At 35.3% G+C, this 24,771-nt stretch carries 25 protein-coding genes; 16 read left to right on the top strand and 9 right to left on the bottom strand.

Annotated features, from left to right (window positions below; genetic code table 11):
* Positions 1–56: 56 nt before the first annotated feature.
* The 8 genes from ATE49_RS13545 to ATE49_RS13580 form a co-directional block, all read right to left on the bottom strand.
* Positions 57–1,292 carry a YdcF family protein gene (locus ATE49_RS13545; protein ID WP_081278481.1) on the bottom strand — a complete coding sequence of 412 codons (1,236 nt, stop codon included), beginning with the start codon at positions 1,290–1,292 and terminating at the stop codon, positions 57–59.
* A gap of 558 nt (positions 1,293–1,850) precedes the next feature.
* The gene (locus ATE49_RS13550) at positions 1,851–3,626 is read right to left on the bottom strand and encodes an acyl-CoA dehydrogenase family protein (RefSeq protein WP_065082623.1); all 1,776 of its coding nucleotides are present in this window, start codon (positions 3,624–3,626) and stop codon (positions 1,851–1,853) included.
* Positions 3,627–3,646: 20 nt separating this feature from the next.
* On the bottom strand, positions 3,647–4,825 hold the full coding sequence (locus ATE49_RS13555) for an acetyl-CoA C-acyltransferase (protein WP_065082624.1): 1,179 nt from the start codon (positions 4,823–4,825) through the stop codon (positions 3,647–3,649).
* A 36-nt stretch (positions 4,826–4,861) separates the two neighbouring features.
* Entirely contained in the window at positions 4,862–7,264 is a 2,403-nt protein-coding gene (locus ATE49_RS13560) for a 3-hydroxyacyl-CoA dehydrogenase/enoyl-CoA hydratase family protein (RefSeq protein ID WP_065082625.1), read from the bottom strand.
* Between the two features lie 14 nt (positions 7,265–7,278).
* The gene (locus tag ATE49_RS13565) at positions 7,279–7,728 is read right to left on the bottom strand and encodes a MarR family winged helix-turn-helix transcriptional regulator (protein ID WP_059154007.1); all 450 of its coding nucleotides are present in this window, start codon (positions 7,726–7,728) and stop codon (positions 7,279–7,281) included.
* Between the two features lie 169 nt (positions 7,729–7,897).
* Positions 7,898–8,830 carry an ABC transporter ATP-binding protein gene (locus tag ATE49_RS13570; RefSeq protein WP_065082626.1) on the bottom strand — a complete coding sequence of 311 codons (933 nt, stop codon included), beginning with the start codon at positions 8,828–8,830 and terminating at the stop codon, positions 7,898–7,900.
* A complete protein-coding gene (locus ATE49_RS13575; RefSeq protein WP_059344679.1) occupies positions 8,820–9,800 on the bottom strand; it encodes a FecCD family ABC transporter permease in 981 nt (326 codons plus the stop codon). Before ATE49_RS13575 ends, ATE49_RS13570 begins: the two co-directional genes overlap by 11 nt.
* 8 nt (positions 9,801–9,808) lie before the next feature.
* Positions 9,809–10,375 (bottom strand): TlpA family protein disulfide reductase, encoded by a 567-nt coding sequence (locus ATE49_RS13580; RefSeq protein ID WP_065082627.1) that lies wholly within the window; start codon positions 10,373–10,375, stop codon positions 9,809–9,811.
* 93 nt (positions 10,376–10,468) lie between these two features.
* On the opposite strand from ATE49_RS13580, the gene ATE49_RS13585 reads away from it, so the two are divergent.
* Positions 10,469–11,512: a 2Fe-2S iron-sulfur cluster-binding protein gene (locus ATE49_RS13585; RefSeq protein ID WP_081278484.1), complete on the top strand. Its 1,044-nt coding sequence runs from the start codon at positions 10,469–10,471 to the stop codon at positions 11,510–11,512.
* A gap of 62 nt (positions 11,513–11,574) precedes the next feature.
* On the top strand, positions 11,575–12,156 hold the full coding sequence (locus ATE49_RS13590) for a SanA/YdcF family protein (protein ID WP_065082629.1): 582 nt from the start codon (positions 11,575–11,577) through the stop codon (positions 12,154–12,156).
* 12 nt (positions 12,157–12,168) lie between these two features.
* On the opposite strand, the gene ATE49_RS13595 is transcribed toward ATE49_RS13590, so the two are convergent.
* Positions 12,169–12,483, bottom strand: coding sequence for a helix-turn-helix domain-containing protein (locus tag ATE49_RS13595; protein ID WP_059344683.1), 315 nt, complete (start codon positions 12,481–12,483; stop codon positions 12,169–12,171).
* Positions 12,484–12,655: 172 nt separating this feature from the next.
* Between ATE49_RS13595 and ATE49_RS20255 the strand changes: the two genes are divergently transcribed.
* The 14 genes from ATE49_RS20255 to ATE49_RS13660 all read left to right on the top strand — a co-directional run bounded on the left by ATE49_RS20255 (position 12,656) and on the right by ATE49_RS13660 (position 24,587).
* Positions 12,656–12,853, top strand: a complete 198-nt coding sequence (locus ATE49_RS20255) for a hypothetical protein (protein ID WP_143349676.1) — start codon at positions 12,656–12,658, stop codon at positions 12,851–12,853.
* Positions 12,854–13,058: 205 nt separating this feature from the next.
* The gene (locus tag ATE49_RS13600; protein WP_065082630.1) at positions 13,059–13,613 is read left to right on the top strand and encodes a GLPGLI family protein; all 555 of its coding nucleotides are present in this window, start codon (positions 13,059–13,061) and stop codon (positions 13,611–13,613) included.
* A 169-nt stretch (positions 13,614–13,782) separates the two neighbouring features.
* Entirely contained in the window at positions 13,783–14,625 is an 843-nt protein-coding gene (locus tag ATE49_RS13605; protein WP_081278482.1) for a GLPGLI family protein, read from the top strand.
* Between the two features lie 62 nt (positions 14,626–14,687).
* Positions 14,688–15,308: a uridine kinase gene (gene udk / locus ATE49_RS13610; RefSeq protein ID WP_009088536.1), complete on the top strand. Its 621-nt coding sequence runs from the start codon at positions 14,688–14,690 to the stop codon at positions 15,306–15,308.
* Positions 15,309–15,310: 2 nt separating this feature from the next.
* On the top strand, positions 15,311–15,661 hold the full coding sequence (locus ATE49_RS13615) for an FtsB family cell division protein (RefSeq protein WP_034867016.1): 351 nt from the start codon (positions 15,311–15,313) through the stop codon (positions 15,659–15,661).
* A 3-nt stretch (positions 15,662–15,664) separates the two neighbouring features.
* Positions 15,665–16,840, top strand: a complete 1,176-nt coding sequence (locus ATE49_RS13620) for a methylmalonyl-CoA mutase family protein (protein ID WP_065082631.1) — start codon at positions 15,665–15,667, stop codon at positions 16,838–16,840.
* Positions 16,830–17,984 carry a class I SAM-dependent methyltransferase gene (locus tag ATE49_RS13625; RefSeq protein ID WP_065082632.1) on the top strand — a complete coding sequence of 385 codons (1,155 nt, stop codon included), beginning with the start codon at positions 16,830–16,832 and terminating at the stop codon, positions 17,982–17,984. The genes ATE49_RS13620 and ATE49_RS13625 overlap by 11 nt, the downstream gene beginning before the upstream one ends.
* 118 nt (positions 17,985–18,102) lie before the next feature.
* Entirely contained in the window at positions 18,103–18,372 is a 270-nt protein-coding gene (locus tag ATE49_RS13630; RefSeq protein WP_065082633.1) for a hypothetical protein, read from the top strand.
* Between the two features lie 77 nt (positions 18,373–18,449).
* Positions 18,450–19,838 carry a dipeptidase gene (locus ATE49_RS13635; protein WP_034867022.1) on the top strand — a complete coding sequence of 463 codons (1,389 nt, stop codon included), beginning with the start codon at positions 18,450–18,452 and terminating at the stop codon, positions 19,836–19,838.
* Between the two features lie 8 nt (positions 19,839–19,846).
* Positions 19,847–20,551, top strand: a complete 705-nt coding sequence (locus tag ATE49_RS13640) for an SDR family oxidoreductase (protein ID WP_065082659.1) — start codon at positions 19,847–19,849, stop codon at positions 20,549–20,551.
* A gap of 201 nt (positions 20,552–20,752) precedes the next feature.
* Complete coding sequence (locus ATE49_RS13645) at positions 20,753–21,499, top strand: electron transfer flavoprotein subunit beta/FixA family protein (protein WP_065082634.1); 747 nt, start codon at positions 20,753–20,755, stop codon at positions 21,497–21,499.
* Between the two features lie 53 nt (positions 21,500–21,552).
* On the top strand, positions 21,553–22,500 hold the full coding sequence (locus tag ATE49_RS13650) for an electron transfer flavoprotein subunit alpha/FixB family protein (RefSeq protein ID WP_059344692.1): 948 nt from the start codon (positions 21,553–21,555) through the stop codon (positions 22,498–22,500).
* Between the two features lie 75 nt (positions 22,501–22,575).
* The gene (locus ATE49_RS13655) at positions 22,576–23,181 is read left to right on the top strand and encodes a bifunctional nuclease family protein (RefSeq protein WP_059153995.1); all 606 of its coding nucleotides are present in this window, start codon (positions 22,576–22,578) and stop codon (positions 23,179–23,181) included.
* Positions 23,182–23,210: 29 nt separating this feature from the next.
* Positions 23,211–24,587 carry a nucleoside permease gene (locus ATE49_RS13660; RefSeq protein WP_059344694.1) on the top strand — a complete coding sequence of 459 codons (1,377 nt, stop codon included), beginning with the start codon at positions 23,211–23,213 and terminating at the stop codon, positions 24,585–24,587.
* The last annotated feature ends 184 nt before the right edge of the window (positions 24,588–24,771 follow it).

The raw sequence follows: 24,771 nt of genomic DNA on the forward strand, positions 1-24,771 counted from the left end.
TTATAAAAAACAACATTGACTATCTGCACTTTAACTAAGATTAACTTTTGCCAAAATTACGGATCCAAAGGTTCTGCCGGATTAATTATAAAAGCTTCTGGTGTAGGTTTGTATTCCAACAGTAAGTCGCTGATCCGTTTACCTATGATATAAGGAACAGTACCCAGTTCTTTTAAACTGCGCTTGTCCATTGCTTTCTCTACATAATCGATATGGGTTTTGCTGCTGGATACCAGAGACCATTTATCTTTTGGAAAGCCATAATCCAGTATCATACGTCCTGCATTTCTTACATTAGTTGTTGTATGTCTTGCAAATGGATCAATGATAATTGCAGAGGCAGGAATTCCTAAAACATCAATCATATAACGCTTCATTTCCACAGCCTCTATATATTGTGTTTTAAAAGGATGAACTCTACCCCCGGAAACGATAATAAATGGTACTAATCCTTTTTGATAAGCTCTTAATGCCTGTCTGGATCTAAGTATTCCCAATGGACTTATCTTTTGTCCATAGATTTGCGGACCTGCTCCCAAAATAAGTAAAGATGCATATGGATATTTTGAAAAATCAGTTTTCTTTATCCTTTCGAAAGCTTCTTTATTTTCTGTTTTAGTCAAAGGTTCTAACTGAGCTGCATCCCAACGCTCATTTGACTCCAGCAATCGGATCGCAGATAACAATGTCTGATCGAAAGCTCTCTTTTCTGTATCTGCAGCTACATCAAACCGAACATTTCTCAGCAGTTCAATGTAATTTTTATCCTTTACATTAAAAGAAATAGAATCTATCTCCGGATAATTAGGTTTTTTACCTGCTCCATAAATATCAATAACATCATTCATCGCTGTTAAGTCCTGCAACAATGCTTTTTGCAGCATTTCTTTTGGATTCTGGGATTCCTGTTTTTTGTATTTCTCTGATCTGAAGAGTGTATTTTCTATAAAATTCAGAAAATTTTTATTTTTCACATATAAATCCTGAAATTTATTATTCAGAACTGTAATTTCAGAATCTTTCCATTTTAGAGCATTAATAAGACAATCTGTAGTAGGGCAGTCTTTTCCATCATCGAATCTCTTATTTCTATCATTTAGCATTGTTTGTACAGCAGGGTCTTTATATAACTCCTGTACCAAGGAAGGATTATTCCGGAATGCATATGTCAAATAATAATTCTTATAAATTTCCCATTCCTGCGGGGATTGAGGTTGCTTTTCCTGAGCAGAAAATGTCTGTAGGGTGATGGCTATACTCAATATTGCAACAGTTCGGATTTTTGAGATCATAAAAACTAAAATTTGTATCCAAAGATAATTATTAAACGTGAATTAAACATTTAGCTACTAAAACAATTAATTTTTCACTAATCATTGCTAAGTATTAACAACTTTAAGTTGAAAAAATTGATTAACACTGGGCGACAAGTTATTATATCAATAAGTAAAACATTAAGGCACAAAGATTTCACCTGATGGTAATTTTTTTACACCATTTAGAGCCTGTTTAAATTTTATTGTTAATACTCTTCGACAAGCTCAGAGTGACATTGCCTGTCCAAAATAGCTTTCTTTTAGGAGTGTCAGGCTGAGCCTGTCGAAGTCTAATATTTTTTTAATCAAAATTTAAACAGGCTCTTAGACATTAAGGTAATTAAGCAACGATCATTGCTAAGCATTTACGGCTCTGCGGTTTTAAAAGTAACATAAAGGAAAATGAAACTTTGCGTTTAAAAAAATTGGTCTATGGTAATACTGATAATAAAAATGTTGTGCTTTTGTAACTAAAAACAGAAAAACGCCTCACAAAAGTGAGGCGCTAAAAAAACTATTTGTGATTATTAAATCCTAGTATGATCCTTTATTAACGAAGTGTGCAGCAACTTCTTCAGTTAACTTCACTACGTTTGGATGGTTTGTATACTTTGTAAATCTTCTCAGACCTGAAAGCATCATACGCTGCTCGTCGCCTTCTGCGAAAGAAATAATTCCTTCCTTAGCAGCAACATTAATTTTTTCTACAGCCTTGTATAAGTTTAGTCTTGCCATTGCAGCTTCTACGCTCCCTTCAGCAAAATGTTTCTCAGCTCTTAGGATTGCTGATTCTGCCATATAAATCTGATTCAGAATTTCAGAAGCATTTAGTAATAAGTGCTGTTGCTTCTCAATCTCAGTCATATATTTTTGAAGTGCAGATCCTGAAACCATTAAGAATACTTTCTTAAGATTATGGATAATTGCTTTTTCTTCAGACATATAAGCTGAAAAGTCTGGCGTTTCGAATGAAGGAATTCCCATCAATTCTTTTCCTACAGCCATTGCAGGAGAAAGCAAATCTAATTCACCTTTCATAGCACGCTTAATAAGCATCCCTACAGAAAGAAGACGGTTAATTTCGTTAGTTCCTTCATAGATTCTGGAAATTCTGGAGTCTCTCCAAGCAGCTTCCATTGGTGTATCTTCAGAGAATCCCATACCTCCGTAAACCTGGATACCTTCATCCGCAGTATGCTGTGCAAGATCAGATACATAAGTTTTAAGGATTGAGCATTCTACTGCAAATTCTTCTACACCTTTTAGTTCAGCTTGTTGATGATCCAACCCACCTGCTACCAACTCTTCAACTTTATCTTCGATGTCTTTAGCAGCACGGTAAGTACCAGCCTCACTCACGAAAGTACCAGTTGCCATTTCAGCAATTTTCTTTCTGATTGCTCCAAAAGTAGAGATCGAAACACCGAACTGCTTTCTTTCGTTAGCATAGTTAACAGAATGATTCATTATACGTCTTTGTGCATCCAGACATGCAGCCGCAAGCTTAATACGCCCAACGTTCAATGCATTTAAGGCAATTTTGAATCCGTTATTTCTTTCTCCTAATAAGTTCTCTACAGGAACTTTCATATCATTGAAGAATACCTGACGAGTAGAAGAGGCGCGGATACCTAATTTGTGCTCTTCTTCACCAAAGGTTAAGCTATCCGGATTTTCTAATTCAGATTTGTTAATAACGAAACCTGTAATATTTTTGTCATCGTCTATTTTTGCAAATAATGTGAAGGTCTCAGCAAATCCCGCGTTAGAAATCCACATTTTCTGTCCGTTGATGATGTAATGCTTACCATCTTCAGAAAGTTTTGCTTTAGTTTTCCCTGAGTTAGCATCTGAACCAGCATCTGGCTCAGTAAGGCAGTAAGCACCAAAGTGATTACCCGTTGCCAGATCCGGAAGATATTTTTGTTTTTGCGCTTCGGTTCCGTAAAGAACTACCGGCAATGTACCAATACCAGTGTGTGCACCATAAGCTGTAGCCAATGAACCTGTAGCTCCTGAAAGATAGTCACAAGCCATTACTGTTGTTACAAAGCCCATTCCGATACCACCATAAGCTTCAGGAACAGCAATTCCTAAAAAGCCCATCTCACCAATCTTACGCATTACTTCTTCAGTATATGCATAATCTTTTTTCTCGAAACGTTCTCTGTTTGGAACTACTTCACGATCGATAAATTCCTTAGCGGAATCACGCATCATCTTTTGATCCTCGTTTAATTCTTCGATACTGAAAATATCTTTTGCTTCAATATCTTTTATTAGGAATTCTCCTCCTTTAATTGTGCTCATATATATTGTGACTTTTTTAATTATAGTAATTCAAAAACTGAGGCAGCTCCTTGTCCTGTACCTACACACATAGAAACTAAACCATATTTATTACCTCTTTTTCTCATTTCATCCAAAAGCTGTACTGTCAGTTTTGTTCCTGTACAACCTAGCGGGTGTCCTAGTGCAATAGCACCTCCGTTTACATTAAGAATATCAGGGTTCAGTCCTAATTCTTTCTTAATAGCCACAGACTGAGAAGCAAAAGCTTCATTAAGCTCTATCAAATCAATATCATTGAGAGAAAGTCCTGCCTGTTTCAACGCTTTAGGAATAGCATAAATAGGTCCTATCCCCATAATTCTTGGCGGAACTCCAGCGGCTGCATAAGATGCTAATCTCGCAATTGGAGTCAGATTGAATTCTTTCAGGAATTCTTCCGATACTACCAAAACAAAAGCAGCCCCATCCGACATCTGTGAAGAGTTACCTGCAGTAACAGATCCTCCATTAGCAAAAACAGGTCTTAATTTTGCAAGACCTTCCAAAGAGGTATCTTTTCTTGGTCCCTCATCCACAGAGAAATCAAATTTCTTAGTCTGCGTTTTTTGGTTTTCATCCAGGAAAGTGTACTCTACAGGAACGGAAGCGATTTGATTTGCAAATCTGCCTTCAGCAATTGCTTTTAAAGCTTTCTGATGAGATTCGAATGCAAACTGATCTTGTTCTTCTCTGGAAATATTGTATTCTTTTGCTACAGCTTCCGCAGTATAACCCATTCCCCAATAGTAATCAGGATGATCTTTTGCCATATGAGATTCCGGAACCGGCTTATATCCACCCATAGGAATATAACTCATAGATTCAGTACCTCCGGCAATAATACAATCTGCCATACCAGTCTGGATTTTTGCCGATGCTAATGCAATAGCTTCAGATCCTGATGCACAATATCTGTTTACGGTAACACCCGGTACTTTGTCTGTATTAAGTCCCATAAGGGAAATAAGACGCGCTACGTTAAGTCCTTGCTCTGCCTCCGGCATTGCATTACCAACGATAAGGTCATCTATTCTGTCTTTATCTAATTGTGGGAAATCACCCACTAATTTTTCAATAACTGTCGCAGCCATTACATCTGGTCTTGTAAAGCGAAGTGAGCCCTTCGGAGCTTTACCAACTGCTGTTCTGTATCCTGCAACTATATATGCTTGTTTCATATTTTTTGGTATTGTGTACAAATTAATTTCTAACTTCTAATTACGAAGAGGTTTTCCGTTTTGTAACATATACTGAATTCTTTCCAGAGTTTTTCTTTCACCACAAAGCGATAAGAAAGCTTCTCTTTCAAGATTCAGTAAGTATTGTTCGGATACATCTGTAGCTTCAGAAAGATTACCTCCGGCCATTACAAAACCTAGCTTATCAGCTATTTTTTTATCGTGTTCAGAAATATATCTTCCGGCAAGCATTTGGTCAGTTCCTACATAGAACATCCCCAAAGCATCCTGTCCAAGTACTTTTACTTTCTCTTTGATTGGTTGTGTATACCCTTGTTCAGCTAATTGTAAAGCAACTTGTTTTGCTTCAGCAATCTGACGGTTTTTATTTACAACAACGATGTCTTTGTGTTTCTGTAAAATACCCATATCATAAGCTTCGTATGCAGAAGTTGCTACTTTAGCCATGGCGATATTCATAAAAGCATCACGCAATCTGTTTGTTTTTACATCATCCGCAATTACTTCTTTCATTGTCCTTACAGTAAGTTCTTTGGAACCACCGCCTCCAGGGATTACACCAACACCAAACTCAACAAGTCCGATATAAGTTTCTGCCGCTGCAACAACTCGGTCTGCATGCATCGTCATTTCGCATCCACCACCCAAAGTCATACCATGAGGTGCTACAACAACCGGAATAGAGGAGTAGCGAACTCTCATCATAGATTGTTGGAAATAGTTAATAGCCATATTCAGATCATCCCAATCCTGGTCTACAGCCATCATAAGGATCATAGCAAGGTTAGCTCCAACCGAGAAGTTAGCAGCCTGGTTACCGATTACTAATCCATCGTATTCTTTTTCAGCTAAATCAATTGCTCTGTTTAACCCGTCTAATACTTCACCTCCAAGAGAGTTCATTTTAGAACGAATCTCAAAATTGATAATACCATTTCCAAGATCCTCAATTGCAGAACCGGAATTACTCCAAAGCGTTTTATTCTTTCTGATATTATCCAGGATAATGAAGGCATCTTGTCCAGGAATATTAGCATACTGGTTAGCTTTCTCATTAAAGAAAGTTTTTTGTCCTTCTTCATTGATTTTATAGAAGCTTGTACCTTCAGCCATATTTTTCACCCAGTCAGATACTTCATATCCGGCTTCTTTAGCCAGTTCTATACCTTTCTGAACACCTACTGCATCCCAGATTTCGAAAGGACCGTTTTCCCATCCGAATCCTGCGCGTAGAGCATCATCAATTTTATAAATTTCATCAGAAATTTCCGGAACTTTATTAGATGCATAAGCAAATAGGGCTCCCAGCATTTGTCTGTAGAATTCACCAGCCTTATCTTTTCCGCCAATCAGTACTTTGAAACGATCGATAGGACGGTCAATAGTTTTTGTTAACTCCAGAGTAGGGAAGCTTGCTTTTCCTTGTGGTTCGTATTGAAGAGTTTCAAGATTAAGGCCTAAGATTTCGGATTTACCATCAGCATTTTTCACTTTTTTAAAGAAACCAGCATCGGTTTTAGATCCCAATAGCTTGTTGTCAATCATGTATTGTACAAAATCAGGTAGAACAAATTGATCTTTGAAAGTATCTGATTCTGCACCGCTGCCATAGATTCCGTTAGCTACGTGTACTAATGTATCCAGACCCACTACATCCGCAGTACGGAATGTTGCAGATTTTGGACGGCCGATAACCGGTCCTGTTAATTTATCAATTTCACCAACTGTTAAGCCAAGCTTTTTCACAGCGTGGAATAAATTCATAATACCAAAAGTACCAATTCTGTTGGCGATAAATGCTGGAGTATCTTTTGCTAAAACTGTAGTTTTACCTAAGAATTTAGCACCGTATTCCATATAGAAATTCACAATCTCAGGATCGGTTTCCGGAGTAGGAATAATTTCTAAAAGTGGTAAATATCTTACAGGATTAAAGAAGTGTGTTCCTGCGAAGTATTTTTTAAAATCATCACTTCTTCCTTCAATAAGGAAATGAATAGGAATACCAGAAGTATTAGAAGATACTAAAGTTCCCGGTTTTCTGTATTTCTCAATCTTTTCGTATACAGACTTCTTAATATCAAGGCGTTCTACAACAACCTCTATAATCCAGTCAGTATTTTTTATTTTCTCTAAATCGTCATCGAAGTTTCCTGCAGTAATTCTGCTTACAAACTTTGGAGAATAGAGTAGTGCAGGACTTGCTTTAGGAAGTTTTTGTAAACTTTCGGAAGCAATTCTGTTACGAACCGCTTTGTCTTCTAATGTAAGACCTTTAGCTGTTTCCGCATCAGTAAGCTGGTTGGGTACAATATCCAGCAGCAACACTTCTACACCAATGTTGGCAAAATGTGCAGCAATACCGGACCCCATAATCCCAGAACCAAGAACGGTAACATGTTTTATTCTTCTTTTCATAAAGATTTGGAATTTTATTTCTTGTTATTTAAATCGTTTGCTATATTCAAAATATCACGCATTACTTCCTTGAAAGTTTCCAATTTTTCAGGGTTAATGGTTTCGATTACTCTTTTGTTGAAATTAACCACTACTTCTTTTGAAAGGTTCCTGGAATTAAGCCCTTTATCGGTAAGCTTTATTATAACCTCCCTTTTATCTGTAGTTGTTTTTTCTTTGTAGATATAACCGTTGTCTTCAAGAAGTTTTATGATTCTTGTAAGTGATGTTGGCTCGATAGCCATCTTTGGTCCAAGGTTAGTGCTCCTTGTTCCTTCTTTAGGATCGATCTTTAAAAGTGTTAAAGCCTGAACAGCTGTTGAATCATATTCCTGAGCGCGCTCCGAGTACATTTTGGAAACGGCCAGCCAGGTCTGTTTCAGAACAAGATCAATGTTATCAACTCTTCCTTTGTTATTATCCATATCAATATTAAATTCTGGTCTTCTCAAATTTAATAATTATTATGCATGCATAATATCATAGGAAAGTTAATTTTTGTTAAAATATTCGAAACCAACACTTTAAAAACTATGAAAAGCATAATACTATGCATGCATAATATTAATTTAAAGCTTCCGAACTATCAGATTATTAAAGGTTTCTGATTAATTGAACAATTTCTTCAAAGCTTTCAGCTTTTTTTTGAAATGTATCCGAAGAAATATCCCAAATACCATCCTGAAAGATAAAATTGAACTGGGAAAGGTCTTTTTTGAAGTTTTTTTGAAGCACTGAGAAGAGCATTTCTTTCTGTAACTGAGGTGCTTCAATATGAGGAGTTACAAATGCTTTATTGAAATGAAAAAGGGCAGGAGCTGTCAGCTCCGGATGGGTGGACAGTATATCCTCCGCAATACCAGAATATAATCCTCCTTCTTTAATATACCAGATCTTATCAGAAAATTCTTTTGCCAGTCTCCAATCATGAGAAGAGAACAGAATTGTTTTATGATATTCTTTTGCCAGCATACGAAGTGTGGTAAGAACAATAGTTTTGTTCTTCTCATCCAAATGCGTTGTAGGCTCATCAAGAATAATAACAGAGGTGTTTTGCACTAATGCACGACCAATAAAAGCTTTTTGCAGGTTCCCGTCCGACAGCTGCTGAAGAGGCATATCTGTATATTCCTGCAGTCCAATCTTATTAATAATATCAACAACCTCTTCTTCATCTTTCTTGTTAAGAGAAAAATAATATGGGTAATGTATGTACTTTCCTAAACTTACCAAATCCTTTACTTTAAATCCGTTTGGAATAGTTGCTTTGGAAAATACTACTGAAATCTTTTTAGCAATTTGTAGTGCAGACAAAGTATTTATTGACTTTTCAGCGAGTAGAATATCACCGTTCAGCAATTTGTTTTCACCAAGGATACTTTTTATAAGCGTTGTTTTCCCCTGTCCGTTATTTCCCATCAATAGACAAACTTCTCCCAGCTTTAACTCCGCACAGATATCTTTTACCAAAGCTTTCTGGTAACCAATATCAAGATGTTCTAATTTTAAAATAACTTCAGACTGCACGACGGTTCATTTTAACAAGCATGGTCAGAATAACAGGAACTCCAAACAAAGAAGATATAATATTAATAGGCCAATGAGCCAATTCCGAGATAATGGAAAACAACTCTAACAAACAGGCACCAAATAATATATTGAGAATCCATTGCTGCCATAACTGCGCAGGATTCCATAGCATTCTGCAAAAATGAGGAACTACAATTCCGATAAACAGAACAGGTCCCAAAAATGCGGTAATACTTGCTGATAACAGAGAAGAGCAAATAATAACAAGGTATTTTAGTCTTTCCAGATTTACTCCAAAAGATTTAGCATAGCTTTCCCCCAGTGCATTTCCCATTAAAGGTTTTATTGATCTGAAACATAAAAACATTCCGACTGCGACCAAAGTACCTACAATAGCAATCTGAGAAAGTGTTACCTGATTGTTGGCACCAAATGACCATAAAACATAGCTCTTTAAAGATTCGCTTTGTGCATATACCTGCATAAGACTTACAATAGCACTGGCTAAGGCAGATATAAGAAAACCAAAAATAATAAGGTAGGTTTTATCGGTAAAGGCTTTGGAATATGCCAGTAATATAAGCATTAACAAAAGACTGCCGGCAAATGCAGCCATACTGATAAGGCCACTTTGCAAAACTTCTGGCAATGTAAAATCTTTAGTAAGAAAAATATAGCTGGCAACAGCCAGAGAAGCCACAGAGGTTATTCCTAAAACTTCAGGCCCCGCCAATGGATTCTGAAAATACTCCTGCATAAGAAAGCCACTTGTAGGAATTGATATTCCTGCCAGAAATATTATAATAACTCTGTTAATACGTAACTGAGCTATTAATGAAGTGCTTTCATCAGAAGAAAAGAAATCAGTAAAATTCAAATCAGTAAAGCCTATATTCAGATTGATAAAGGCTAAGATAAAGAATAGGGCCAGAAGCCCTATACTTATATTTCTAAATTTCACTGACATTCAGTCGGTTATTTAAACTCGTTAAGTTTACTCTGCATTTCCTCTTCGGAAAGTGTACCAACTTTCTCGAATACTTTATTTCCTTTAGACATTCTGGTAAATGGTATGGCACCACCATCCCATGTATTGGTATTGCTTTTAGCAAATCCAGGAGCTGCATTTACCATATCAAACAATACTATATTACTACTTAGTCCCTGGATATTTCCAAATTCTTTAACTTTAGTATTCCAATCTTCCGGCTGGTCTACACTTACAAAAGTGAATTTAACTTTCTCACCTTTTAGTTTTTCCATTTCAGTTTTAAAATACGGAATCTCAATCATACAAGGTCCGCACCATGTTGCAAAGAAATTAGTAACATACAGTGTATCATTATCTTTAGTCTTTAAAAGCTCCGCTACTTTATCCTCTCCAAAGATCTGCAATGCTTTTCCGGAATCTTTAACTTCCCCTTCCGGATTCGGAACCATTTCAGTTCTGTCGTTATTTTTATTTCCTGTTACAGGGGAATCTGTTTTTTTACAAGCAACAATTGCTGACAGTATTGTAATCCCAAAGAATAGCTTTTTCATCTTTTTTTATATATTTTTGTGTTAATGTTAGAAAACGTTACCATAAGAAACACAGTTCAATTTCATTGGCTAAAAATAGTCAAAAAAAAGCGATTGACAAAAACGAGCTTTTCCCTGACCTTCGAAATTCCGGAACATTTAAAAGATATTTTCCGATATGAATCAGGACAATATTCTGCTATAAAACTAGGAAACAGACAAAATGATTATTCTTATACCTCGGCACCTTATGAAAATGAGCTAAGCTTTGGAATTAAATACAGTAGCGAAGAGAGCTTTGCATATCACCTTTATAAGAGTCTGGAATCTGGAGATGTTGTTGAAATTTCGGAACCACAAGGGCGTTTTACGATAAGATCCAGACCAAATGAGAAAAGAACTATTCTTTGTTTTGCTTCAGGAATAGGAATCACACCTATTCTTAGTCACATGAAGAACATTCTTCATAATGAAGTTAATACAAGATTATTCCTGTTTTATGGAAACAGAGATAAAGAAAATATTGCATTTATAGACGAACTGTCCGACTTGCAAACACAATATCCAGACAGATTTCATTCGTTTTTCTTTTTCTCCAGAGAAAAAGCTCAAAACCTGATGTTCCAAGGAAGGCTGGATGCAAAAAAGGTAAGTCTTATTATCAACCAAATTCTTGATCAGGATGAGGAAGATGAAGAATCTACAATATGGGACGCTACCGATGAAGTCCTTATCTGCGGTCCCGGCGAAATGATTAAATCTATTGCCAATGCCTGCTATCAGCATGGTATAAGAAAACAAAATATTCATTTTGAACTTTTTGATGAGTTTAATGAAGATATATATGAAATAGAGGAGGAATTACCTGTAGTAAAAGATATTGAAGTAAAATTCACTCTTTTTGGTAAAAAATATGAACATCATATTCCCTCTAATGAAACCAGAATACTAAGCGCTCTTTTAGAAGCAGGATTTGACATCCCTTATTCCTGTAAATCCGGATTATGCGGATCATGCAGATGTCATTTGGAAGAAGGAGAAGTTTATATGGTAGAAAATGAATATCTAACAGAAAAAGAAACAGATTCCGGTTTGATTTTACCCTGCGTTGGTGTAGCTTTATCCAGAGAAATTAATTTAAACTTCGATAATATCTGAGAAGAAAGATTTACATATTAATAAAGGCGGTTATCCGCAGTTCAGAAATCCTTATTTTGCTAATGTTTTTAGCCAACATATGGGTTGTTGCGCTTACTGACGGGCGTACCTTTACAAAACTGAGCAAAGTTCCAGCCCAGAAGTGTGCTCTAGTACTTGGTACTTCCCCAAAAACTATCGGTGGCAGGGCAAATCCATACTTTATAACACGTATGGATGCTGTTACAGCTTTGTATAATATCGGGAAAGTAAAACGTATTATTGTAAGCGGAGAAAAAAGTAAGAATTACGACGAGCCTAAAGCTATGAGAAACTATCTTATCTTTAATGGGGGGATACCACAATCGGCAATTATTGAAGATCCTAAAGGTTTTAATACTCAGGCCAGTATTTTCAGATGTAAGTATATTTATCAGGAAAACAATGTTATCATTGTGTCTCAGGGATTCCATAATTTAAGAGCTTTATTTATGGCACGAAATGAAGGAATGAACGCCTATGCTTTTGATGCTCAGGATATAAATAGTAATGAGAGCTTTTACCGGAACCATGCACGTGAGTTTTTAGCACGTGTAAAAGCTGTCGTTCTTTATGTATTTAATATCTCTCCGGAGATTTCAGGAGAAAAGGTGAAAATAGATTAATTTTCAAATAATTTACTTTCCCTGATCTTTTAACATTTTCCTTAAAAAATCTATTTCTTCTTTCAAAGATTCAATATGCTTTTCATTTTCATTGGAAGCATTATAACCCTCATTTACAACATTAGTATTTTCTTCACCAAACAATAAAGCTACAGAAACACCTAATACTCTGGCAATTTTTTGAATTTTAGGAACAGTAAGTCTGCTGTCCTGTTTTTCTAATCTCCCATAATTGCTTTGAGAAATATCGAGTTCATAAGCCATATATTCTTGTTTAATTCCTTTTTCTTCACGGATTCTTTTTATCCTAGATCCAACAATATTCATATTCTAGATACTTTTATGCATATTTTTAATTATTTTATTCAAATTAAAGTAATTTATACTAAAATAGATATTTAATTTTAAACTACTTACAAAACTTAATTCATAAAAATGTTTATGTAAGTAGCGGAATCCGAAAAGCTTATAGAGTAGGAGAATCTATAATAATTTAAAAATGAAAACCTTAAAAAAGCTTTCAAGAGCAGATCTTAAGTGTGCTACAGGAGGATTTTTGCAAGAACTTAGTCCAAGCGGCTGTTATGTATGCTGTTGGGAAGGAACTAACAATTGTAGTACTTCGGTAAATCATGATCACACTCCCGGAACCGGAAGTCTAACTTGTGTTAGCGGAGTCGAACTAAAAAAATGTTAACGGGTAATATAAATAAGGTTAAGTAATTATTTGACCTTATTTATTTTTAATCTATACTGAACATGAATATTCCTATAAAAAAAATAATGGTTCAGGTATTATTATTACGAATATTAATCACATATGGACAAGGTCATTCCATTGAGTATATAATGACTTATAAATCTTCATTAGAAAATAATAAAAAAATTCTCAGTTATACTTTTTGGATATTCTGAATAATGAATCATTATTTCGATCTGAAAAATCAAGAGATTCTGATTCAATACAAAATAAAACAGGTTACAGTGGCAGCGGATCAACAATTTTTAATGATTATTTCTACATAAAGAAAAACATGAATAATAATTCAGTTTATAGGTTTATATCTGTGCCTTTAAGTACCGATAAATTTAATATTAAAATGACTGAGCCACTGAACTGGAAGCTTTCTTCTGATACAAAAGTAATTGAAAAGTTCAGATGTCAGAAAGCTGAAGTTGAATATGGAGGAAGACGATGGATTGCTTGGTTCACTGAAGAAATTAGCATACCTGAAGGACCGTATATATTCAATAACCTACCCGGATTAATAATTCAAATTTCTGACAAAAATAAAGAATATGTATTTCAACTGATCAAAATCAAAAAATACTATCACAAAGAATTATATACAACCAAAATGGGTAAAGAAATAACCCAGAATGAATATGAAAAAATACAAATTGATTATTACAATGATCCTTTTGCTTTTGTTAAATCTCAAAATTTAAAACTGTAACTGACGACGGAATGGGAGGAACTAAAAAATTAGATTTTAGAGAAATGACCCAAGTCATTAGAGAAAGAATAAGAGAAAATAATAACCCTATAGAAATCAACTACAACATAAAATACAAACCGTAAAATAAATCCAGTCAGCATTGTTATTTTCCAAATCTATATCAATCATGAAAAACATATTCTTTATTATTATACCAATCTGCATTTACTGTACTTCCAATGCACAGGTAAAACGCTTTATATATGAATACATTACGGTTCCGGACTCTACAGATGTCGCAAACAAAGAAATTAATATAATGTATTTGGATATTACCCAAAAAGGTTCCGGTTTTTTTGATGGGCAGAAGTATATATCGGATTCCACACTAGTAAGCATGGCCAAAAAAAATCAGTTTATAATGCCTCCAAGAGACTCTAAATTTATTGATTACAGAATAATAAAAGAACATCCTTCTTACAAATTAACTTTCCTTGTTAGTACCTATAATAAGAGATTGTCTGTCACTGATCTTAGAAAGCAGATATGGCATATAGAAAAGATAACTGATAAATACAAAGGGTTTAATGTACAAAAAGCCATTACTGATTTTGCCGGTCGAAGATGGATTGCATGGTTCACTGCTGACATTCCGATTCCAGATGGCCCTTATAAATTTTATGGTTTGCCCGGGCTTATATTAAAGCTTGAAGATACTATCGGTAGTCATAAATTTAACTTAACAGGGATAAAGAATAATATTCCTGACTACAATAATTATCCGGTAGTAAATACAAGAAGTCCCCAAATAGAGATATCACAGGAAAAATATATTGAGATTTATAAAGAATATCGAAGAGATCCTGCTAAAGACTATAGAATAGAGGTAATGAAAGGAAATATATTCGACAGTCAGGACGACAATGGGAATATTAAAACCCCACAACAAAAACTAAGAGACCACGAAATTTTGTTAAAAAACAAGCTAAAAAAGGACAACAACATTATCGAACTGGATTTGCTAAAATGATTTCACACATATTACTTTCATCGTAATTGACATTTTTTCTATCTTTGCCAAAATCAAAGTAAATGCTCGTAATAGGTATCGCAGGTGGTACAGGCTCAGGAAAAACAACTGTAGTCAACAAAATCCTTCAGCAACTTAATATTGAAGGTGTAAATGTTCTTTCTCAGGACAATTATTATCTAGACAATCAACATCTTAATTTAGCGGAAAGAGAAAAACTTAACTATGATCATCCAAAGTCTATAGATTTTGACTTACTTTTAGATCATGTAAAGAAGTTAAAAAATCATGAGGAGATAGATCAGCCGGTTTATTCTTTTGTAACTCATTCCAGAACAGGAGATCATATTCTTATAGAACCAAAAAATGTTCTTATTGTAGAAGGTATTCTGGTTCTTACGAATAAGGAATTATTAAAGGAATTCGACCTTAAGGTATTTGTTCATGCAGATTCAGATGAGAGATTAATCAGAAGAATTAAGCGTGACACCCAGGAGAGAGGCCGCGATCTGGAAGAGGTACTACATCGTTATCAGACAACTCTGAAACCTATGCACAATGAGTTTATAGAGCCATCTAAAAACGAAGCAGACCTTATCGTACCAAATATGCGACACAATACTGTTGCAATTGATTTTTTAACAACTGTTATCAATAACTCGTTAAAGAAACAAAGTGTATAAAAATGGATAATCTTATTAAAGATATCAAAAAACCATCTTCAGGATTCAGATTTCTCCGGAAATATGTTCTGAACAAATATGTCATTACTATAACTGTATTTCTGGTATGGATGACTTTTTTCGACAGTACATCTTTTTTAGTTATTAATGAACTAAACGGAGAGATCAAGAAATATGAAGAACAATTGGATTATTATAAAAAGGAATATCAGAAAAATGATAATTTTTATAAGAAGCTAATGTTCAACAAATCTGAACGTGAAAAATTTGCCCGCGAGAACTATTTCATGAAGAAAAAAAATGAAGAAATCTTTATTTTGGTAGTTGACAGCGCTAACAGTGTAAAAAAATAAAATATGTCTTTTGCAAAAACGAATCTTCAGGATTGGGAAAAACTGGTTGCTAAACAGTTAAAAACTGAAGATATCTATAAAGTATTGGAAAAAGAAAATATTGAAGGCTTGGAAATCAAGCCTTTTTATACTTTAGAGAATATTGTACCTGTAAAACTTCCCCGTCTGGAAGAAAATATGCATTTGGTTGCACCTTACAATGATTACTTATTGGAAGATGCTTATGCATTTCTTATCAAAGAAGAACCTTTACAATTACAGGACAAAGCATTCTTTTATGAAGATGCTACTTTAAATACAGCTGCTGCAAAAGATAAAAACAATAATTATTTTTGTCTTCAGGATATCTTTAAAGGGATAGAACATGGAGAGACTTTTAGCCCTGAAACAGGAAAAGCACTTCTAAACGCAGAGGCAAAAAGGAAAATAGGAATAGACATTTCAATTTATCAGAATGCAGGAGCCTCAATAGTTCAACAACTTGCTATTGCTCTTTTGAAGACTAAGGAACTTACAGAATTATATGGAGAGGAAGTATTTGAACAAGTAATATTCAGAGTGGCAGTTGGCAGTCAGTATTTTCTGGAAATCGCAAAGATCCGTGCCCTGAAAATTTTAATAAATCAGCTATCCAAAGAATATAGCAAAGAGAATACTCCCTACATTTTTGCAGAAACATCTTTGCGAAATAAAAGTCTTAACGATCCCGAGAACAATCTTATCCGAAGTACATTAGAGTTAGCTTCGGCAATGATTGGTGGAGCAGATGCAGTTTATGCAAACGACTACAAACTTTCGGAAACAAATTCAGTATCTGAGGAAATATCTTTCAAACAACAGATTGTACTGGCTTATGAAAGTATTATCAATGTTTTTGAAGATGCAACCTCCGGAAGCTTCTTTGTAGAAGATGCAACTAAAGACATCGCTGAAAGAGCATGGGAACTTTTCCTTGAACTTGAGAAATCAGGAGGCTATATTAGTAATCTGGAATCTGGAAAAATTCAGAAACTGGTATATGATCAAGCAATTAAAGAGCAAAACTGGTTAGATGAGGGTAAAATAAAGCTTTTAGGCGTTAATCTTTATCCGGCATTAGAAGCTAAAACAGCACCGGAAGAACTCTATAATCGATCTGTGATAAAACCTGTCCGGTTAGCCGAACGTTATGGAGTTTAGCCATATCCTTCGTCCTGAAGTACAACGATTCATTAAAGACAATAGCCGGCAGGATCTTACAAAATTATTACTATCTGGTTCACCTTTCAGTGATGTTAGTATTCAGGAAATAGCCCAACAGATAAAAGGCAGACAAGCTGCGGAAAAGAAATTTCCATTCTTATTACAGGATGGTATTATTTTCCCGCCACAATTAAACCTGGAGCAAGCCTCCTCCGAAACAACTGCAGCCTTCAAGGCAAGTTTATTTTCTGGTGAAAGCTTATTAGATCTTACCAGTGGTTATGGTATAGATGCCTATTATCTTTCAACAAATTTCAGTAAAACAACTCTTGTAGAACAGAATAAAAATTTACTTGAAATAGTATCACATAACTGGTTGATTCTAAATAAAATTAATATAGATTACATAAACTCAGATTTAGGTGTTTTTTTAGAAAATAATGATCAAAAATTTTCTCTGATTTATCTGGATCCAGCCAGAAGAGATACACACAATCGAAAGAAGTTTTTACTGGAAGATCTGTCTCCCGACATTACTGAAATCCAAAATAAATTATTTGAGTTCACGGATAAAGTAGTGGTAAAGCTATCTCCACTTATGGATATTTCTATGCTTGTATCTCAGGTATCGGGCATTTCAGAAATCTATATTATTGCTGTAAAGAATGAAGTTAAAGAACTTTTAATTGTTATTGAGAAAGACTTTAATCAAAGTCCCGCAGTAAAAATTCATAATCTGGAAAGCAATGAACCTTCATTGGAAGTTGCTTTCAGCACTATTCAGCAATCAAAACCTATTTTTGGTGAAACATCTGAATATATATACATTCCAAATAATGCTGTATTAAAATCCGGAGCATTTAACTTTATCTCTGAATACTATAATCTGTCGAAACTTCACCCTAACACCCACCTATACACATCAATAGATTTTATTGAAGATTTTCCGGGCCGGGTATTAAAAGTAGTACCTGTAGAAGCAAAGAAAATAGAAAAAGGGGCGCGTTTTAATATCATTTCTAAAAACTATCCATTGACTCCGGATGAAATTAAGAAGAAATACAAAATAAAAGATGGTGGAAATCAGTATCTAATCTTCACACAAAGCCAAAAAGGAAAAATTATTTTAAAATCAATTTAAATTGCTTCATTATTTGGCTTAGAAATGTAGAATTGTTAATTTTGACACCGGTTAATAAAAGAGCATAAAATCAGCTATGCTGATTCTATAACGATAAAGAATAATAAAAAATAGATATATGAAAAAATATATTTTATCTGCAGTAGCAATTGTTGCCATAGCATCTTGTAGCGCTCCACAAGGAGGAAACAAAAACACGATAAAGAGAACAGAGGATGTTGCTCGTTATTCAGATAATATGGAGCCTTCTGAAACAGAACCAAACTTTGCACCTTCACAAGCTGAAAAGCCAGCAATGACTGACAGTACTAAAGTTGCTAAAACTGCAGAAGTAAAAGCAGTGAAAGACTCTGCTACAGCTAAGCCTATAGCGGAAGCTAAAAAATAATCAGATAACATTTATCATATCAAAATGTCTTGCGCTTCGCAGGACATTTTTTATATTTACCTAAATTAAAAATTATTATGTCAGAAACCCAAAATTACATTCAGGAGAATAAACAACGTTTTCTGGATGAACTTTGTGATCTATTAAAAATAGCTTCTATCAGCGCTGACCCTGCATACAGTAAAGATGTTCTTAACTGCGCAGATGCTGTAGCCAAGCATTTAAAAGAAGCAGGAGCGGATCAGGTTGAAGTTTGTGAAACCAAAGGTTACCCGATCGTTTATGGTGAAAAGATCATTGATCCTAAACTTCCAACTGTATTAGTATACGGTCATTACGATGTACAGCCACCGGATCCGTTAGAGTTATGGGAGAGTGGTCCATTCGAACCAGTTATAAAAACTACACCTTTACACCCCGAAGGAGCTGTATTTGCAAGAGGTTCTGCGGACGACAAAGGTCAGTTCTTTATGCATGTAAAAGCTTTTGAAGCAATGATGAAGACTAATTCTTTGCCTTGTAATGTAAAATTCATTATCGAAGGAGAGGAAGAAGTAGGATCTGAAAGCCTTGGAGACTGGATTTCTGAGAATAAAGAGAAGCTGAAAAATGATGTAATCTTAATTTCAGATACTCATATCTATTCAAACGAACAGCCAACTGTAACTACAGGGCTAAGAGGTCTTAGCTATGTAGAGGTTGAAGTTGAAGGACCTAACAGAGATTTGCATTCCGGACTTTATGGCGGAGCAGTACCAAATCCTATCCATGTTCTTTCAAGAATGGTGGCTCAACTGATCGACGAAGATGGGAGAATTACAATAGACGGATTCTACGACAATGTAGAAGAAGTTTCTTTGGAGGAAAGAGCAGAAATGAATAAACTGAAAGATGATCCGGAAGGGTTCAAAAAATCTATTGGTTTAAATGGAGTAGAAGGCGAGAAAGGTTATACAACTTTAGAAAGAACATCTATCAGACCAACTTTGGATGCAAACGGAATCTGGGGAGGTTATACTGGTGAAGGTGCTAAAACGGTAATTCCATCAAAAGCCTTCGCTAAAATTTCTATGCGTTTGGTTCCATATCAAACACCTGAGGAGATTACTGAGAAATTTACCAAATATTTCCATAAAATTGCTCCTGAAAATGTAAAAGTAAAAGTGACTCCACACCATGGTGGTATGCCATATGTTTTACCAAGTGATTCAGAAGAATTCCAGGCAGCAAAAAAAGCAATGGAAAAAGCTTTCGGAAAAGAAGTGTTACCTTACAGAAGCGGTGGTAGTATTCCTATCACAGCGTTATTCGAACAGGTATTGGGAAGTAAATCTGTATTAATGGGCTTCGGATTGGATTCAGATGCAATCCACTCTCCAAATGAGCACTACGGACTATTTAACTTCTACAAGGGCATTGAGTCTATTCCATATTTCTTTGAATACTATACGGATTTAAAAAAATAATGAAATTTATGCTAAACAATAAAGTAGCATACATCACTGGCGGTACCAAAGGCATAGGCTTGGGTATCGCCAGTGTTTTGTTAAATGCAGGAATGAGAGTGGCCATTAGTGGCAGAAATCTGGATGATGCAAAAGCTGCGGCAATGCAACTTTCCAGTGATCCTTCAAAAGTCTTAGCGATACAATCCAATGTACGCAACTTTGAAGATGAAGACAAAGCACTTCAGGAAATTAAAAATCACTTCGGACAAGTTGACCTTGTAGTAGCAAATGCAGGGCTAGGTCATTTCGCCCCCGTAGATGAACTTTCTGTTGAAGCGTGGCAGGATATGATAGATACAAATCTTACAGGCGTTTTTTACACCCTAAAAGCATCTGTAGAAGCGCTGAAAAAATCTGAAGGTTATTTTATTTCTATCGCCAGCCTGGCAGGGACCAATTTCTTTGCTAACGGCTCAGGGTATAACGCTTCCAAATTTGGTGTTGTAGGCTTTACACAAGCAGCAATGCTGGATCTTAGAAAGTATAATGTAAAAGTTTCTACCATAATGCCGGGGTCTGTAAAATCACACTTTAACAATCATAGCCCGGGAGACAATGATGAATGGAAAATTCAGCCGGAAGATATTGGGGAACTGATTGTTGATATGATGAAAATGAACCCGAGAACATTGCCATCTAAAATCGAAATCAGACCTACACTTCCAAAGTAATTGCAGAGCCTGATTCAGGATTACAAAAACTACACATTAATAGCTGTAAAACGCAATATTAATCATTAATTAAAAGCAAGTCATTGTAATCTGTGAACTAAATGATAATTAATATGCTATGTATATATTTTGATAAATTTAGTATGCATGCATAACATTTTTTTATTAACTTAGCCAAAATTCAATACACAATTTCTAATTATGAAAATATTAGTATGTATCAGCAGTGTACCAGATACAACTGCAAAAATAAACTTCACAGCAGATAAATCTGCATTCGATAAAAACGGAATTCAGTGGGTAATTAATCCACTTGATGAATTTGCTTTAACAAAAGCTATAAAATTACAAGAATCTCAGGGCGCTACAGTTACTGTGATCAATGTAGGAGATGCAGGGACAGAACCTGTTATAAGAAAAGCATTAGCTATTGGAGCCAATGATGCAGTAAGAGTAAATATCGAAGCTAAAGATAGTTATTCTACAGCAAAAGAAATTGCTAAGATTGCTCAGGAAGGCGGTTACGATTTGGTGATAGCTGGTAAAGAGTCTATCGACTATAATGGTGGAGCAGTACCTGGAATGGTTGCACAAATCCTTAACCAGCCATTTGTTAACGCTTGCGTTGGTCTAGACGTTAATGGTGGCGAAGCTACTGCTGTAAGAGAAATTGAAGGTGGTAAAGAAACTATCTCTGTAAAACTTCCTGCGGTTATTGCCGGACAAAAAGGAATGGTAGAAGAGAAAGATCTTATTATCCCGAATATGAGAGGTATTATGTCTGCAAGAACAAAGCCTTTGCAAGTTGTTGAACCTTCTTCTACAGAAGTTAAGGTTGAAGCTGTTTCATTTGACAGTGTTCCGCCAAGAGCTGCTGTAAAATTAGTTTCTCCGGACAACTTAGATGAATTGGTAAGATTACTTCACGAAGAAGCAAAAGTTATCTAATTATTCATTTTTCATCTAAAATTCAAAATTTATAATTTTAAAAATTTAAGAAAATGGCAATATTCGTATATGCAGAAAATATAAATGGCGTTTACAAGAAAGCAGCTTTCGAAGCAGTTTCTTACGCTAAAGCGGTTGCAGATAAGGCTGGTGACAGCGTAACTGTTATTGCAATTAACCCTACAGATTCTTCAGATGTTCTTTACAAGTACGGAGCAGATAAAGTAATCAATGTAAAAGATGAAGGTCTTAAAAACTTCAGTGCTAAAGCTTATGCACAAGCTGTTGGCGAAGTTTTGGATGGTAACGTTATTGTTTTCCCTCACACTACAGATGCTTCTTCAGTTGCACCAATGCTGGCAATTTCTAAAGGAGCTTCATTAATTACCAATGTAATTGCAGCACCAGAATCCATTTCTCCTTTCCAGGTAAAAAGAAAAGCTTTCTCTGGTAAAGGTTATATGCATGCAAAAGCAGATGCTTCAAATGTTGTAATTACTGTTTCTCAGAATGCATTCGGTATAAAAGAAAATCCTGCTTCAGGTTCTGAGGAGGTTAAAAACCTTTCAGTAGCTAATGAAGATACTAAAGTAATTAACCACGAACAGTCTTCAGGTAAACTAGACCTTAAAGAAGCTGAAATCGTTGTTTCTGCAGGTCGTGGTATGAAAGGACCAGAAAACTGGGGAATGATTGAAGACCTTGCTAATGTTCTTGGAGCAGCTACTGCAAGTTCTAAGCCTGTAGCAGATATTGGCTGGAGACCTCACGCTGAACACGTTGGACAAACAGGAAAGGCAATTTCTCCAAATCTTTACATTGCTGTAGGTATTTCTGGTGCAATCCAACACTTAGCGGGTGTTAATGGTTCTAAAACAATTGTAGTTATTAACAACGATCCTGAAGCACCTTTCTTCAAAGCTGCTGATTACGGGGTAGTTGGAGATGCTTTCCAGATTGTTCCAGCTTTAACTGAAAAGTTAAAAGCTTTCAAAGGATAATAATTTTGAGGTAAAAATTTCAAAATCATATAAAACATCGTGGCTTATTGCTACGATGTTTTTATATTTGTAGCTATGGATTATAAGAAACTAATCATAAGAGGCATTTCATACAGCCAAACCCAAATGGGAGCTTATGCACTGATCCTGGAACAGGAAGAAACAGGAATAAAACTGCCTGTTGTTATAGGTAATTATGAAGCACAATCTATTTCTTTGGGGCTAGAAAAAGACATTCAGCCACCAAGACCTTTAACCCATGATCTCTTTTCAAAATTTATCACCACTGTAGGTTATGCATTGGAGAGTATTATCATTTATCAGATCATAGACGGAGTATTCTTCTCCAATTTAATTCTTAAAAACGATCAGAACGAAAAACTGATTCTGGATGCGCGTACATCCGATGCAGTTGCTATGGCAGTTCGTTTTGATGCACCTATTTATACCACAGACGAAGTTCTTACAGAAGCAGGTATTATGTTGGAATTGTCAGACAATGACGATAAAACAGAATACAAAGCTGAAGACGAAGAAGAGGCTCCTGAGATAAAAGGTTATGAAGTATACACGCTTGAAGAAATCCAGGAAATGCTAGACAAAGCAGTTCAGGAAGAGGACTTCGATACAGCTCTTGAACTTCAGCAAGAAATAAAGAAACGAAAAAAGAATATTGATTAATTTCAATATTCTGCCCTATTAATAAACTTATGAATATAAAATTACGATTAACCCTACTCAATTTTTTCCAATTTTTTGTTTGGGGTGCCTGGTTAATTACCATTGCCAATTATTGGTTCGGTACAAAACAATGGGACGGAACCAAGTTTGGCGCTGTCTTCAGTACTATGGGATTTGCCTCTATTTTTATGCCGACACTTTCCGGTATCATTGCCGACAGATGGATTAATGCAGAACGTCTTTACGGAATATTACAAATACTGTATGCAGCAGTATTATTTTTTCTGCCTCAGGTAGCGGATCCGGGAACTTTCTTCTGGGTAATGCTTATAGCTATGTGTTTTTACATGCCTACAATTGCCCTGAACAACTCTATATCTTATACTATTCTAAAAAATGAAGGAAAAGATGTTGTTAAGGATTTCCCACCAATTCGTGTATGGGGTACAATCGGTTTTATCGCAGCAATGTGGATTACCAACCTTACAGGAAGCAAGGCAAATGAATACCAATTCTATATAGCTGGTGCATCGGCTCTTCTTTTAGGACTTTATGCTTTTTCCCTGCCTAAATGTCCTCCTAAAAAGCTTCTGGATAAGAACGCTAATATTTTCCAGACATTAGGATTAGATGCTTTTAAGCTATTTGCAAATTACAAAATGGCTTTATTCTTCTTTTTCTCTATGTTTCTAGGTGGCGCATTACAGCTAACCAATGCTTATGGAGATGTTTTCCTGGATGAATTCAAGCACTATCCAAAATTTGCTGAATCTTTCGTCGTGAAATATTCTACCATTATCATGTCTATTTCTCAGGTTTCGGAAACGCTTTTTATCCTTGCAATTCCTTTCTTCCTGAAAAAATATGGTATTAAAAAGGTTATGCTAATTTCTATGCTTGCATGGGTATTGCGTTTCGGCCTATTTGGATTAGGAGATCCATCTACAGGACTATGGATGATTATATTATCATGTATCGTATACGGAATGGCATTTGACTTCTTCAATATTTCAGGATCTTTATTCGTAGAAACCAATACAGATGCTAAAATGCGTTCGTCTGCACAAGGCCTGTTTATGATGATGACTAATGGTTTTGGTGCTGTATTCGGAAGCTTAACCTCAGGATGGCTAATTGACAAATACTTTACTCAGAGCTACAATAAGGTTTCTGATCTGGCTCAACATCTGGATACAACCGCAGATAATTCTCATTTTTTAAGTTTCTTATCTAAACAAAAAATAGATGTATTAGCTGATGGCATATTGTCTCAGCCTGTTATGCTGCGTGACTGGCATGATATCTGGTTGACTTTTGCGGCTTATTCTCTTGTAATTGCTGTATTGTTTGCTATTTTCTTCAAGCATAAACATGATCCGCAGGAAATAAAAGATGCAGGACATTAATTTATAACAAACATTAAAAATAATAAAAGCTTTTCTGAGATTCAGAAAGGCTTTTTTATTATATAAACTATTCATGTAAAAGAAATGTTTATATCAAAATTTTCACAGTTCATTTTTTGTAACTATATTTATTAAGCACAAACAAGTAATGAGAATAAAAACATATTCTATTTAAGTCAATAGA

The organism is Elizabethkingia miricola, assembly GCF_001675285.1.
GTDB lineage: Bacteria > Bacteroidota > Bacteroidia > Flavobacteriales > Weeksellaceae > Elizabethkingia > Elizabethkingia miricola.

Bases quoted from the DNA above. Each gene is read 5' to 3' on its own strand.
- ATE49_RS13565 (WP_059154007.1), bottom strand. From the start codon at position 7,728: ATGGATAATAACAAAGGAAGAGTTGATAACATTGATCTTGTTCTGAAA.
- ATE49_RS13595 (WP_059344683.1), bottom strand. From the start codon at position 12,483: ATGAATATTGTTGGATCTAGGATAAAAAGAATCCGTGAAGAAAAAGGA.
- ATE49_RS13615 (WP_034867016.1), top strand. From the start codon at position 15,311: ATGGATAATCTTATTAAAGATATCAAAAAACCATCTTCAGGATTCAGA.
- ATE49_RS13640 (WP_065082659.1), top strand. From the start codon at position 19,847: ATGCTAAACAATAAAGTAGCATACATCACTGGCGGTACCAAAGGCATA.
- ATE49_RS13645 (WP_065082634.1), top strand. From the start codon at position 20,753: ATGAAAATATTAGTATGTATCAGCAGTGTACCAGATACAACTGCAAAA.
- ATE49_RS13650 (WP_059344692.1), top strand. From the start codon at position 21,553: ATGGCAATATTCGTATATGCAGAAAATATAAATGGCGTTTACAAGAAA.
- ATE49_RS13655 (WP_059153995.1), top strand. From the start codon at position 22,576: ATGGATTATAAGAAACTAATCATAAGAGGCATTTCATACAGCCAAACC.
- ATE49_RS13560 (WP_065082625.1), bottom strand. From the start codon at position 7,264: ATGAAAAGAAGAATAAAACATGTTACCGTTCTTGGTTCTGGGATTATG.
- ATE49_RS20255 (WP_143349676.1), top strand. From the start codon at position 12,656: ATGAAAACCTTAAAAAAGCTTTCAAGAGCAGATCTTAAGTGTGCTACA.
- ATE49_RS13625 (WP_065082632.1), top strand. From the start codon at position 16,830: ATGGAGTTTAGCCATATCCTTCGTCCTGAAGTACAACGATTCATTAAA.
- ATE49_RS13590 (WP_065082629.1), top strand. From the start codon at position 11,575: ATGTTTTTAGCCAACATATGGGTTGTTGCGCTTACTGACGGGCGTACC.
- ATE49_RS13605 (WP_081278482.1), top strand. From the start codon at position 13,783: ATGAAAAACATATTCTTTATTATTATACCAATCTGCATTTACTGTACT.
- ATE49_RS13660 (WP_059344694.1), top strand. From the start codon at position 23,211: ATGAATATAAAATTACGATTAACCCTACTCAATTTTTTCCAATTTTTT.
- ATE49_RS13550 (WP_065082623.1), bottom strand. From the start codon at position 3,626: ATGAGCACAATTAAAGGAGGAGAATTCCTAATAAAAGATATTGAAGCA.
- ATE49_RS13545 (WP_081278481.1), bottom strand. From the start codon at position 1,292: ATGATCTCAAAAATCCGAACTGTTGCAATATTGAGTATAGCCATCACC.
- ATE49_RS13620 (WP_065082631.1), top strand. From the start codon at position 15,665: ATGTCTTTTGCAAAAACGAATCTTCAGGATTGGGAAAAACTGGTTGCT.
- udk (WP_009088536.1), top strand. From the start codon at position 14,688: ATGCTCGTAATAGGTATCGCAGGTGGTACAGGCTCAGGAAAAACAACT.
- ATE49_RS13580 (WP_065082627.1), bottom strand. From the start codon at position 10,375: ATGAAAAAGCTATTCTTTGGGATTACAATACTGTCAGCAATTGTTGCT.
- ATE49_RS13575 (WP_059344679.1), bottom strand. From the start codon at position 9,800: ATGTCAGTGAAATTTAGAAATATAAGTATAGGGCTTCTGGCCCTATTC.
- ATE49_RS13635 (WP_034867022.1), top strand. From the start codon at position 18,450: ATGTCAGAAACCCAAAATTACATTCAGGAGAATAAACAACGTTTTCTG.
- ATE49_RS13630 (WP_065082633.1), top strand. From the start codon at position 18,103: ATGAAAAAATATATTTTATCTGCAGTAGCAATTGTTGCCATAGCATCT.
- ATE49_RS13555 (WP_065082624.1), bottom strand. From the start codon at position 4,825: ATGAAACAAGCATATATAGTTGCAGGATACAGAACAGCAGTTGGTAAA.